This is a genomic window from Rhizobium sp. L51/94 (assembly GCF_019355555.1).
Classification (GTDB): Bacteria; Pseudomonadota; Alphaproteobacteria; order Rhizobiales; family Rhizobiaceae; genus Rhizobium; species Rhizobium rhododendri.
The window spans coordinates 780,001-792,500 of the sequence record NZ_CP072141.1; the positions used below are offsets into that span (position 1 = coordinate 780,001).

Here is a 12,500-nt window from a genome sequence, read left to right on the forward strand (position 1 = left end):
ATAAAGTCTGCCACTGCATCACATCGCGGCTACCATCCGCCCTGGCCAGTCCACCATCGAACTTCTTGCGCACCAGCGCCATGTCGCCCGCGATTTCGATGTCCTCCAGTATCGTAGTGGTGAAAATCGCCGTCCGTGCATCCTCGGCGAATGACTGCGCGGCAAAGTCCGTCGCCTGTTTCAGCCATTCGTTGCGGTAAGCGGAAAGGGTCGGGAAAGCGAGCCGCCAGCTGTCCGGACTGATCTCCTTTTTGCCATCGATCCCGATGAATCCTTCTTCGATGAAATCGTTTTCTACCATGGACCAGTCAGCAGCCAGGAAAGCATCAATGTCACGCGCTACGAGCATCTCCCAGATAAAGTGGCGGTCGCGATCCGAGGATGGAAATGGATTTTGAAAAGGATACCGCATGCGTCCCCACAATTAAAATTATTTTCATAAAAGCAGTTTTGCTGGCGAAAATCTGCTTTGCATACCGCGTTGTCAACCTGACAGGAAATGATTTGCAAGGAAGCTGCAATGCACCAAGCCTTGTGGCACGGTTTGACACTACGGCGCATCAAGCAACACCTGGTCGCCCATCGCGATGGCGACGACCGCCTCCTGGGAGACTGATCGAATGTCGCTAAAGGAAATGCACCCCGCCGACTGCATCAGGTACATACTTTAAGTGACTGACTGATCACTCTCTTATAGAGGCGTGTCTGCGGAGACAGATGATGGCAAGACCCCGAAGCGACGAGAAGCGTAGTGCGATCATGAAGGCGGCGATTGCGATTATCGCCGCGCAAGGGACGAGTGCGCCTACCGCAATGATAGCAAAAGAGGCAGGGGTTTCGAATGGAGCATTGTTTACGTATTTCGAAACCAAAGCCGAGCTTTTGAACCAACTCTACAAAGAATTGAAGACGGAAATGGCCATGTCGACAACGGTTGGGATTCCAACTCATGCCGATATGCATGACCAGGTTCTTCACGTTTGGAATGGCTGGTTGAACTGGACGCTTGCAAACCCGCAAAAGCGCCGCGTGCTTGCGCATCTCGGCGTCTCCAATGAAGTCACGACAGCCAGCCGTCAGGCAGTAGACGAGGTTTATGCCGACGTCGAAGCTCTTTTGGATCGGAGCCGAGCCAATGGTCCGTTGCGAGACGCACCGCTGATGTTCGTCGCCACGCTCGTCACGGGCATACTGGATGCAACGGCCGATTACATCGCACGCGACCCCGCCGGGGCGGATGCGCATGCTGCTGCCGGGTTCAGGGCGCTTTGGCGCATCCTCGGCTGATTTATCTCACTAATTAAAGAGAGACTGGACAGTCATTATGAATTTTGGTTCGGCAGGAAAAGAGCCTCGGCAGGAAATCGTCGTGGTAACCGGAGCGTCCACCGGTATCGGCGCCGCTACAGCCCGCGAGCTTGCCGCGCGTGGCTTCCACGTCCTCGCCGGCGTACGTCGCGAAATGGATGGCGATGCAATCCGGGCCGACAACATTGAACCTGTCATGCTCGAGATAACTGAGGCGGCGGCGATCACTGCACTCGTGCAGCACATCACCGAGGATCCGCAGCGCCGAACTTTGCGCGCCCTGGTGAACAATGCCGGGGTTGCGGTCAATGCGCCGCTAGAGACCTACGTCCTGCCCGAGTGGCGTCGCTTGTTCGAGGTCAATCTTTTCGGTCATGTCGCGATGATGCAGGCCCTGCTCCCATTGCTTATCCAAAGCAGGGGTACGATCGTCAACATATCCTCCGTCGGGGGCAGGGTAGCGATGGCAACCTACGGCCCTTACGCTGCGACGAAATTCGCCCTGGAAGCCGTCAGCGATTCATTGCGTCGCGAGGTCGGGTCCCTTGGCGTGAAGGTCGTCGTGATCGAACCGGGTGCAGTCACCACCGGAATGCTCGGGCGGGTCGACGCGACCGGGCAGCGGGTCGTCAGCGAAATGACGACCGAGCAACGCGGCCGATACGGTGCACTGATGCAAGCCGTTGTCGCGCAGGCCCAGGCATCCGTGTCGGGAGGCGCTACCGCCGAGGATGTCGCGACAATCATCGTCGACGCAATTGTCAGCAAGCAGCCTCGCACCCGCTATACCGTCGGACGTAGCACCGCGATGATCGCTCGGCTTATCAGGATCCTACCCGACCGGATGCTTGACAAGCTTCTCGCCCAGGGTTTGAAGCCGTATCTTCCGAAGTGAGTGCCCACTCACCCAAGTAGCGCCGGGCTGAAGGCTGTCGGTCAGCCAGCTTCCAAGTTTCTACTCATTCCGTCATTACTGCGAGGCTTGCGTTCTTTGCTGTTCAAAGCATCGCGCTCGGCGAAAACGCGAGCGACCTCGGCCATGTTCTCCGTCCCCCACGAGCAGAGGGGGACAAGGGCCTCAGCCAGGCTGCGGCCCAGGGGAGTAAGCCCGTAGTCCACCCTTGGCGGGATTTCCTTGTAGTCGGTACGCTTTACCAGACCGTCGGCTTCAAGCTCCTTGAGCTGCTGGATCAGCATCTTGTCGCTGACATCTCTCACGGCACGCCGCAGCGCTCCGTATCTGGTGGGGCCACCCTGCGCGACGAAGTACAGGATCAGCGGCTTCCATTTGCCGGCAATCACCCGCAACGTCGCATCGAGGCCGCAGGTAAACCCAGGCAGCGTCGTTGCGACAGTCTCGCCCGGCGGTAAATCATTTTCCGGTGGTCCGGCTTTATCGACATTATCGTGTGACATTATTAGTACTTACCAAAAGGTGCATACTTGTCAATAGGGATGCGCGTCGCCAGTTTCTTCTCGTGTCAACCAAGGAGCACAACATGAAAAGATTACAAGGCAAGACGGCAGTGGTGACTGGCGGTGGAAGTGGGATCGGGCTCGGGGCTGCCAAGCGGTTCATTGAGGAAGGCGCATTCGTCTATATTTTTGGAAGACGGCAGGAGGCGCTTGATGCGGCCTTGGCAGAGCTGGGTTCAGAGGCGCGCGCCGTAAAGGGGTCTGTCACCAGCTTCGCCGATCTCGATCGTCTGTATGAGACGGTGAGGAGCGAACGTGGAACGCTCGACATCCTGCTGGCAAACGCAGGGACCGGTTCGTTCGCGCCCCTCGGCGAAATCACGCCAGAGCACTTCGACCAGACCTTCGATCTCAATGTGAAGGGCCTGGTGTTTACGGTGCAGAAAGCGCTTCCCCTCATGACGAAAGGCGCGTCGATCATCCTGACCGGTTCGAGCGCGGGGGTCATGGGCACGCCGGCATTCAGCATCTACAGCGCTACCAAGGCAGCTGTTCGCAACCTGGCCCGCAGCTGGGCACTCGACCTTCGCGGCACCGGCATCCGCGTCAATGTGATGTCTCCGGGCCCGATCACGACCGAGCTTGCGCTTGAGGTTCTGGGGGATGAAGGGATGGCCGCGATGGGCGAGACGACGGCGCTCAGTCGTATGGGAGATCCCTCGGAGACAGGTGCGGTAGCAGCCTTCCTCGCCTCCTCCGACAGCAGCTTCATGACCGGCAGCGAAGTCTTCGTCGACGGAGGCCTGGCGCAGGTCTGACCCTCCGGGCCTCGGCATGTGGGCTCCGCTGCAAAGCGGGGCCCTCAGCCGAAGAGCATCATTCGTCCACGCGCGCGCTGATCCCGGCGGTGTCGTTGCATAGGTCAGCACGGGACGCTGCGTGCGTGGAAAGACTGTCCATCATTGCGCGAAGAATAATGGCAGCGGAGGCGGCGCCGGGGTCTATGTGACCGAGCGATCGCTGACCGAGCCGTGCGGCCCTGCCGCGGGCAGCGACCATGGAACTCGTCGCGTTCGCACCGGCCTCTGCTGCTTCCGTGACCCGTCGCCACATGTCTGATGGCGTGGTCCCCTCCGCCTTGGCCGCAATGGCTGCTTCCATGGCTGGAATCCACGCGTCGAGCATGGTCTTGTCGCCGCGCTGGCCTTTTCCACGTTGCTGGATGCCGAGCGTCAGGGCTTCGATGATAGCCACCTGGTTAGCCAGCGACAACGACGCGTCCGTCTCGAGCATCTTTGCGGCCTTGAGGAAGGCACTGGCATAGAGGGGGCCCGTGGACGCTCCGACGGCATCTAGGAAAGCCGATGCTGCCGTCGCAAAGACAGTCGAGGCGGCGGCAGTGTCGAGGTCCAGGCGCGCCAGTTCCATCGTCACGGCATGGAAGCCGAGCGACATGGTAATGCCGTGGTCGGCGTCGCCGATGGCGCCGTCGAGCGATGTCAGCCGATCTTTCTGCCGATCGATTGCAGCAGAAATATCATGAAACATCCGCCCGAGGCTTCGTGCCGCGCTCTCAGTCATCGCTATCCTCCATCGATCGGGCCATCTCCTCCCCGATTGCCGTTTCACGTTATCTTCAGAACGACACCGTCGCAGGGATGTTTCAAAAGTGCGGTCAGGTCCTCGTCCAGATGCAGTATCGATATGGATGCGCCGACCATGTCGAGGGATGTGAAATAGTGCCCGACCCAGTTGGCGTCTATGGCGATCCCCTTCGCTGCCAGTCGCTGCTCCACCCGCCTGAAGAGAATGTATAGCTCCATCAGCGGCGTTGCGCCGAACGAATTGACCAGTACGGCAACGCGATCCCCGGCCACCGGTTTCATCTCCGAAAAAATACGGTCGATGACTTTGTCGACTATCGCGTCGGCGGGCATCATCTTCTCGCGGGCGACGCCGGGCTCGCCGTGGATCCCCATGCCGAACTCGATGTCTTCTGGCCCGATGGCGAAATTGTATCGCCGCGTCTGCGGCATGGAGCAGGGCTCGAGAGCGACGCCGACAGTGTAGGTGCGGGCATTTGCCCTGCGTGTCAGGGCCTCGCATTTCTCTAGGGGAAAACCGAGGTCGCAGGCCGCACCGGCTGCCTTGAAGACGAAGAAGTTCCCGGCAACCCCACGTCGGCCGTCGCGGTCCTCAATTGGCGAAGAGGCAATATCGTCGGTCGTCAGCACCGTTCTGACCGATATCCCCTTGGCCTCGGCCATTTCTGCGGCCATTTCGAAATTCATCACGTCGCCTGCATAGTTGCCGTAGACGAAAAGGACCCCTTCACCTCCCGACGCAGCCTCGGCACCTTGCAGGATCGGACCCGGCGGCGGCGACGAGAAAACATTACCGATGGCCACGGCGTCTGCCAGGCCTTTGCCGACATAGCCGTAAAAACCAGGTTCATGCCCGGCACCGCCGCCGATCACGAGACCGACTTTCCCCGGCCTCGGGCCGTCCCGCGCAATGAGGACGCGATGGGATTTGTCGATCGGCCGGAGATGGCTCGCATGGGCCTTGACCATGCCCGAAAGCATCTCCTCGACGACATGGTCCGGATTGTTGAGAAACTTCTTGGTATAAAGGCGCTGGTTGACTGGGGGCACCGGCTGGCCGATGTCCGTCTTCGCCCGCTGCGAGATCCTGCGATCCACATCTGCGACACCGTCGGCATTGAGGATGCCGCGCGCAGTTGCAGCATCGGTGATCAGCACATTGACATAGCCGCCGCGCAGTGCGGCAAGAATAGCCGGCACCTTGTCGAAGCCACCGGCAATGGCAACGCGCAAGTCGATGGCCTTCAGCATGTCCAGCGAAATACCGATGGTACGCTCGTCGAGCGGGCCGGTGATAGGTCGCCCATGGCCGTCTATGAAGCGACCGGCGACGACTCCGACGGCATTTCTGGCGAGGTAATCCTGCAGGGAAACAGACTCGAAAAAACCGCTGGTATGGATGGTCGAGTTGGGGCGCAGCGACGATATGCCGAAGAGTGCTTTGTTGGCGCGCGCAAGGGTCTGGAACTGGTCCTCGATCAACGGCTCGCGCAACAGCAGGTCGCGCATTTCAGGGCTGGTGACGATTGCCGGCGCGGAAATGTTGATTAGCCTTGCGCCGACCGCGTCGGCAATCGAGGCCGCGCAGAGTTCGGGCGTGTAGGCGAAGCTGGCCCGCGTTCCACCTGTCGCCTGGACGACGGTGACATCCTGAAGGCCGGTCGCCGATGCCCGCTCTCCGACGGCAAGCACTGTCCGGCCCCAGGAAACCGCGAGCGTATCGCCTGATTGCAGCAGGCGTTGCAAGGCCTGCGCGCCTGCCATTCCCAACCGCTCGATCAGGGGCTTGGCATTGTCGTCGCTCGGCACGACAAGACAGTCCGCCAGGCCGAAGTGGTGCTTTATCTCCCGGGCGACGGTCAGCGACGACAAGCGGCCGGGCTCGATGGAAATGGTGACGATGCCTCGCTCGCGCGCTTCGGCGAGGTAGCTGTTGACCGTTGCGCGCGAGATGCCCATGGCATCGGCGATGTCGCCCTGCGTCATGCCGTCTTCGTAATAGAGCCAGCACGCCCAGACATAGGGATCGTCGCCGTAGCGCAGCGGCATTCCCTCGAGCGCTTCGGACGCGCTGGCCTTGCCGGCGGTGGACTTTCGCGGCTGGGATAATTTGATCGTCATCTAAACGCGCCGTCTCCCGTGTTTTCGACTGCAAGGATGAAAGCACGGCAAGCGCTTTTGCAAGGGACCTGGAGCGAAAGTCACGCCAGACCGGCCGGCGGACGCGCCTTTCTACCGCGTCAGGATCAGCGCAGGCGTTCCTGCGCAGATAGGCTGAGCTGTTTCAGGATAATCGCGCAAGAGGTGGCGCCAGCATCAAGGACACCGAGAGAACGATCCCCCAGGCGGCTCGACCGGCCAATTTTTGCGACTAGATCGATTGTTGAGTCGCGACCGGCCTCGGCCGCCTGAACCAGTTTCTGAAGCGCAGTCTCGAAGGGCTCGCCCGATGCGACGGCGTCGTCGAAAGCCTCGATGGCGGGTACGAGTGCATCGAGCAGCGTCTTGTCGCCCACCTTGGCGGAGCCGATGGACTGTATGCCGTCAAGCCCGGCATGCAGCATCGCGCTGAATGTTTTGGGATCGATGTCTTCGCGACCTTCGAGTTGCTCGGCGAATTCGGTAAACATCACGCCGTAGAGCGGTCCCATCGAGCCGCCGATCTCATTCATCAGCACGGAACCGAGGATCTCGAAGGACTGGCCGAGGGTTGCATCCTGTCCCTTCAGCCGTTCTGCCGCCATGCCGAAACCTTTTGCCATATTGACGCCGTGGTCGCCGTCGCCGATCTTTCCGTCGATCTCGCTGAGATAAGCCCGATTTTCGACGATGCGATCGGCAATGGCCAGTACGATCGGAGCGGCGGAGGTGTTCTTGAACGTCTGCATGTGGGTTTTCCTCAAAGCTTCATGGTGCAGTCGACATCGACCGCGAGCAGCGCTTTGGTTTCGTCGTCGAGCGCCATGACTGTCAACGTCGCCCCGACCATCTCCAGCGACGTGAAGTAATTACCGACATAGGTCTTGTGAATGACCAGTCCCCGACCGGTAATTTCCGTCTCGATCGTGTCGTTGAGGATATACAACTCGTTCAGCGGCGTGGCACCCAGACCCGACACCAGAACGGCAACCTCTGTTCCCGTCGGAAGATTATGGTCGTCCAGCACGATCTTGCACATGTCGCGTGCAATCTCCTGCGCCGTCTTCAGGGGTTCGACTCGGACGCCGGGTTCGCCATGGTGGCCGATGCCCACTTCCATGGTTCCGGGTTCGATCTGGAAGTTCGGGTGGCCGACTGCCGGCAGCGTGCAGGGACCAAGGCCGACACCGATCGAGCGGCAATTGTCGATTGCCTTCTGGGCCGCAATACGGACCTCCTCGAGGCTTCCGCCCTGCGATGCCCGGGCGCTGCCGATCTTCCACATGAAGATCTCGCCCGCCACGCCACGCCTTTTCTCCCGCTCATGCGGTGGTGCGGAGCAAACGTCGTCATTGGCAACGACGGTTGCGACCTCGATACCCTCCTTGGCCGCGAGCCGGATCGCCATTTTCACATTCATGTTGTCGCCGGCATAATTGCCATAGAGGCACACGACGCCGGCGCCGCCATTGGCCTCGCGGAAGGCATCCTGAAAGCTCTTTGCGGTCGGTGAGGAAAAAAGCTCGCCAACGGCCACCGCATCCAACATGTTCCGGCCGGTATAGCCCATGAATCCCGGCTCATGGCCGGAGCCGCCACCGGTGACGACGCCGACCTTGCCGGCAACAGGGGCATCCCTGGCGACGATGACGCGCGGGTTCTGCCCGACGCGAAGGATGTCGGAATGAGCCTTGACGAAGCCCTTGACGGTATCTTCGACGACCTGGTCCGGATCATTGATAAATCTCTGCATAATGTCTCCTTGAAATTCCAGGCTGTCGCTCAGAGAATGGTGTAGCCGCCATCGATCAGAAGATCGGCCCCGTTGATCATGTCGGCGCCGTTCGAAACCAGGAACACTGCTGCGGCAGCCACTTCTTCCGGATAAGCAAAGCGCCCGTTCGGTATTCTTTTCTTGGCAGCTTCGCCCTTCTCACCGGCCCAGGCCTTCTTGCCGAGTTCCGTCAGCACCACGGTCGGGGAAATCGTGTTGACGCAAATTCCATGCTTGCCCCATTCTGCGGCAAAGGTCTTCGACATGCCGATAACGCCGAATTTCGAAGCGCAATAGGCCACATGCTCCTCGATCGCAACCGTTCCCGCCTGGGAGGCCATGTTGACGATCTTGCCGCCCTTGCCGGCGGCGATCATCGCCCGCCCGACCGCCTGGGTCACGAGAAAGCTGCCCTTCAGATTGATGTTGATGGTTCTGTCCCAATGGTCGAGCGACAGGTCCTCGGCCGGGGCGAGATAGACGACGCCGGCGCTGTTGACCGCGATGTCGATGCCGCCAAAGGCAGCCAGAACGTCGGCAACTGCCTTTTCGACCGATTGCGGGCTCGACACGTCGCAGATGAACGGTCTTGCGCCATGTCCGAGCGATCTGGCTTTTTCAGCAGCGACATCGGCATTGATGTCGAGCACGGCAACTGTAGCGCCCTTGGAAGAAAATGCGTCGGCAATGGCCGCACCGATGCCGGAGGCGCCGCCGGTCACCAGCGCAATCTTGCCGGTCAGCGGGAAATTAAGGTCTATCTGCAAAGCGGTATCGGTCATTGTGCTCTACTCTCGTCTATCGGGATCGGGGCGGCGTGGCCGCCCCTTTCACCCGTTTCCTACTTGCGCGATTCCAGCAGCTTGTCGGCATTCTCCGGAGTAACCTTGGTCCACGGAACCAGGTAATCCTTCTCCTTGCCGTCATTCCACTTCATGTCGGGATACTGGGTCCAGACGGTTGATACCGGCTTGTAGTCCGGCCGGGCCGCCTTGATGGCGACGTCGAGCGCGCCCTGTGCCTGGGCGCTGCCGTCCTGCAGGATCGATGCCATCTGGCCTGCCTTGACGGCGTTGATTGCATCCGTCACCCCATCGACGCCGGCAATGGCGAAGTCGGAGACCTTCAGCTTGGCTGCCTTGATCGCCTCGATGGCGCCCAATGCCATTTCGTCGTTCTGGCCAATGATACCCTGGATCTGGCCAGGGTGGGAAGTCAGCCAGTTCTCCATCAGCGTCTGGGCTTCGGCGCGCGACCAGTTGGCCGTCTGCGTTTCTAGAACCTTGACATCGGGGCAGGCTTTCAGCGCCTTCTGGTTGCCTTCGAGGCGCTGGATCTGGCCGGATTGACCGATCGGTCCCTCGAGAATGACGAGATTGCCCTTGCAGCCCATCTTGTCGAGCACGGCCTTGGCTTCCATCTCGCCGGCCAGCACGTCGTTCGAGCCGACATAGGATGTCAACAGGTCCGAATTGACGCGAGCGTTCGAGCCGACCACCGGGATACCGGCATCATGGGCCGCCTGAACGGCCGCAGCACCGGCTTCGACATCCATCGGCACGAAGATGATCGCATCGAACTTCTGCGTGATCATCGTGTTGAACTGTTCCTGCTGCACGAGCGCGTCGTAGCGGCCGTCAAAGACGGTCAGTTCGACATCGCCGCTCTTGACGGCCGGATGCTGTTTCAGTGCCGCCGACCAGAGCTGCATGAATTCGGCGTTCAGGCCGTATGTCGTCGCCCCGATCTTGAGTTTCTTGTCCTGCGCCATGGCCGGCGCCGCAAGAATGGCGACGCTGGCGATAAGTCCAATCAACAGTCTCTTCATCTCTTTCTCCTCCATAGAGAATCCCGGCTGCCATCTGGCATGCCGTTTTGTTGCGGGCAGCAGTTGCCGCCCGAATTGCTGCGGTCACTGACCGTGATTTCGTTTCTGGTCGAGCATCACGGCGCCAACGATGAGGGCGCCCTTGAGGACCTGTTGGTAGTAGGACTGGATGCCGAGCAGATCGAGACCGTTGTTCATCACGCCGATGATCAACGCGCCGATCAGCGTGCCGGTGACGCGCCCGACGCCGCCGGAAAGGCTGGTTCCGCCGATGACGACGGCGGCGATGGCGTCGAGTTCATAGGCAACGCCCGCCTGGGGCAGGGCCGAGCCGGTGCGCGCCGAGAGCATCATGCCGGCGAGACCCGAAAGGGCGCCCGAGATGGTATAGACGACGAAGCGGATGCGGGTGACGTTGATGCCGGAGGTCTTTGCCGCATGCGGGTTGCCACCGACGGCATAGATGTAGCGACCGAACCGCGTCCGGTTCAACACCCACCAGGACACCAGAAAGACCACCGCCAGGATGACGACCGGCATCGGAATGCCGATGATATTGCCGGTGCCGATCCAGCGAAACTCCGGTGTCAGGCCCGGAACCGGTTTCCCACCGCCATAGATGAGGGTCATGCCACGCGCCGCAGACAGCATGCCGAGAGTGGCGACAAAGGCGGGGACCGAAAAGCGCGAGACGATGATGCCGACGATGGTACCGCAGGCAAGACCGACAAGGATCCCGGCGGCGAGGGCCACATAGGCCGGGTAGGGCGCGCCGAATACGCCGGCCGTCGCCGATGTCGTCGCCAGGCTGGCGCTGACGATGCCGGTCAGGGCCACTACCGAGCCCACCGACAGGTCGATGCCGCGCGTCAGGATCACGAAGGTCATGCCGATCGCCAGCACGCCGTTGATCGAAGTCTGCAGCAGGATGTTCGAGATATTCCCGGACGTCAGGAAGTATTCGTTCGACACGGAGAGGATGAGCGACAACAGCAGGAAGGCAAGGAAGATCCCGTACTCCTGCAGCAGCAATCTGCGACGGTCTGCATTGAACCAGCCCGACATCGTTTTATGATCTGTGAGAGACACGTTTCTGACCTCATGACGTTCCGGACGAACGACTTCTTGTTTTGGGGATGCGCTACGTCGAAAGGTGAACCAGGGTTTCGGCGTTGGCCTCGTCGCGCCGGTAGATGCCCGCAGACCGGCCGTCGCGCATGACGAGGATGCGGTCCGACATGCCCAGCACCTCATCGATTTCCGATGAAATCATGATCACTGTGCCGCCTGCCGCTGCAAAATCGCAGATGATCCGGTAGATCTCGCGCTTGGCGCCGACGTCGACACCGCGTGTCGGCTCGTCGAGCAGCAGGATTTTCGGGTCGCGCAAAAACCACTTGCCGAGCACGACCTTCTGCTGGTTGCCGCCCGAAAGGCCCGAGACGGCCATCGTGTCGCGCGCTGCCTTGATGCCGAAATGGGCGATCATCCGGCTGCTTGCTGCCTGCTCCTCGCGGCCACGCATTACAAAGTTGGGGCTCATCTCCGGCAGGCTTGCCATCGCAATGTTGCCGCGCACGCTGTCGTCGAGGTTGAGGCCGGTGAGTTTTCTATCCTCGGTGACGAAGGCAATCCCGTGCTTCATCGCCTCGGCCGGCCTTGAGACGGTGATCGGCTGCCCATGCAGACGCATCGTACCGGTGTCGGGCTTGTCGAGGCCGAAGAGACAATTGAAGATCTCCGTGCGTCCGGAACCCATGAGCCCGTAGATGCCAAAGATCTCGCCCCTCTTTGCGGAAAAGGAAATGTCGTCGATTTTGCCGGAAGCAGACAGTCCCGACACTTCGAACCCGGTCTCGTCGCTCGGTACGTTGGTCTTGATATACTCCTCTCCAAGATCGCGCCCGACGATCATGCGGATCAGGCTCGGCCGATCGATCTCGGAGAGATCGCCGCTGCCGACATAGGCACCATCGCGAAATACAGTATAGGCGTCGGCGATCTGAAAGATTTCGGACAGCCGGTGCGACACATAGACGACACCCTTGCCGGCCGCCTTCAGCCGGACGATCGTTTTGAACAGCTGCTGTGCTTCCTTTTCGCCAATGGCCGACGTCGGCTCGTCCATGAAGATGACCTCGGCGTCATGGCTGAGCGCCTTGGCGATCTCGACCAGCTGCATCTGCGCCACCGAAAGGTTCATCATGTATTGGTTGGAGCGGATATCGAACTCAAGCTGGTCGAGCAGCTTTTGGGCATTCAGGTTCATCGTCTTGAAATCGATGCCGCCGAAGCGCCGCGACGGTTCGCGGCCGAGATAGATGTTTTCGGCAACAGTCATGTGCGGAACCGGGCTGAGTTCCTGCTCTATGATGGCGATGCCGGAAGCGAGTGCGTCGCCGGGCTTCGAGAAGTCGACGTCCTTGCCGCT

At 60.4% G+C, this 12,500-nt stretch carries 13 protein-coding genes (2 of these 13 only partly in view); 3 read left to right on the top strand and 10 right to left on the bottom strand.

What is annotated here, in order from left to right:
• A protein-coding gene (locus J5274_RS03745; protein WP_143123491.1) for a hypothetical protein crosses the window boundary here: on the bottom strand, positions 1–412 show its 5' portion. It extends 74 nt beyond the left edge of the window; only the first 412 of its 486 coding nucleotides appear in the window; it begins with the start codon at positions 410–412; the stop codon falls past the left edge of the window.
• A 347-nt stretch (positions 413–759) separates the two neighbouring features.
• Between J5274_RS03745 and J5274_RS03750 the strand changes: the two genes are divergently transcribed.
• Together J5274_RS03750 and J5274_RS03755 are read left to right on the top strand one after the other, a co-directional pair.
• Complete coding sequence (locus tag J5274_RS03750; protein WP_219274761.1) at positions 760–1,287, top strand: TetR/AcrR family transcriptional regulator; 528 nt, start codon at positions 760–762, stop codon at positions 1,285–1,287.
• Between the two features lie 37 nt (positions 1,288–1,324).
• Positions 1,325–2,203, top strand: coding sequence for an SDR family NAD(P)-dependent oxidoreductase (locus J5274_RS03755; RefSeq protein ID WP_142832497.1), 879 nt, complete (start codon positions 1,325–1,327; stop codon positions 2,201–2,203).
• A 41-nt stretch (positions 2,204–2,244) separates the two neighbouring features.
• Here J5274_RS03755 and J5274_RS03760 read toward each other — a convergent pair whose 3' ends face one another.
• Positions 2,245–2,649, bottom strand: coding sequence for a helix-turn-helix domain-containing protein (locus J5274_RS03760; RefSeq protein WP_142832507.1), 405 nt, complete (start codon positions 2,647–2,649; stop codon positions 2,245–2,247).
• Positions 2,650–2,807: 158 nt separating this feature from the next.
• On the opposite strand from J5274_RS03760, the gene J5274_RS03765 reads away from it, so the two are divergent.
• Complete coding sequence (locus J5274_RS03765) at positions 2,808–3,542, top strand: SDR family NAD(P)-dependent oxidoreductase (RefSeq protein ID WP_142832498.1); 735 nt, start codon at positions 2,808–2,810, stop codon at positions 3,540–3,542.
• Between the two features lie 58 nt (positions 3,543–3,600).
• Here the strand turns inward: J5274_RS03765 and dhaL (J5274_RS03770) are convergent, their stop codons facing one another.
• From dhaL (J5274_RS03770) to J5274_RS03805, 8 genes are all read right to left on the bottom strand, one after another.
• The gene (dhaL, locus tag J5274_RS03770; RefSeq protein WP_142832499.1) at positions 3,601–4,305 is read right to left on the bottom strand and encodes a dihydroxyacetone kinase subunit DhaL; all 705 of its coding nucleotides are present in this window, start codon (positions 4,303–4,305) and stop codon (positions 3,601–3,603) included.
• Positions 4,306–4,349: 44 nt separating this feature from the next.
• The gene (locus J5274_RS03775) at positions 4,350–6,449 is read right to left on the bottom strand and encodes a bifunctional sugar-binding transcriptional regulator/dihydroxyacetone kinase subunit DhaK (protein ID WP_142832500.1); all 2,100 of its coding nucleotides are present in this window, start codon (positions 6,447–6,449) and stop codon (positions 4,350–4,352) included.
• A 125-nt stretch (positions 6,450–6,574) separates the two neighbouring features.
• Complete coding sequence (gene dhaL, locus J5274_RS03780) at positions 6,575–7,216, bottom strand: dihydroxyacetone kinase subunit DhaL (protein WP_142832501.1); 642 nt, start codon at positions 7,214–7,216, stop codon at positions 6,575–6,577.
• Between the two features lie 11 nt (positions 7,217–7,227).
• Positions 7,228–8,220 carry a dihydroxyacetone kinase subunit DhaK gene (locus J5274_RS03785; protein ID WP_142832502.1) on the bottom strand — a complete coding sequence of 331 codons (993 nt, stop codon included), beginning with the start codon at positions 8,218–8,220 and terminating at the stop codon, positions 7,228–7,230.
• A gap of 29 nt (positions 8,221–8,249) precedes the next feature.
• Complete coding sequence (locus tag J5274_RS03790) at positions 8,250–9,023, bottom strand: SDR family oxidoreductase (RefSeq protein ID WP_142832503.1); 774 nt, start codon at positions 9,021–9,023, stop codon at positions 8,250–8,252.
• Positions 9,024–9,082: 59 nt separating this feature from the next.
• Entirely contained in the window at positions 9,083–10,069 is a 987-nt protein-coding gene (locus J5274_RS03795; protein ID WP_142832504.1) for a substrate-binding domain-containing protein, read from the bottom strand.
• A gap of 84 nt (positions 10,070–10,153) precedes the next feature.
• Positions 10,154–11,134, bottom strand: a complete 981-nt coding sequence (locus J5274_RS03800; protein WP_202617239.1) for an ABC transporter permease — start codon at positions 11,132–11,134, stop codon at positions 10,154–10,156.
• 76 nt (positions 11,135–11,210) lie between these two features.
• On the bottom strand, positions 11,211–12,500 hold the 3' portion of the coding sequence (locus J5274_RS03805) for a sugar ABC transporter ATP-binding protein (protein WP_142832506.1). It continues 189 nt past the right edge of the window; only the last 1,290 of its 1,479 coding nucleotides appear in the window; the start codon falls outside the window, past its right edge — the gene reads right to left on this strand; it ends in the stop codon at positions 11,211–11,213.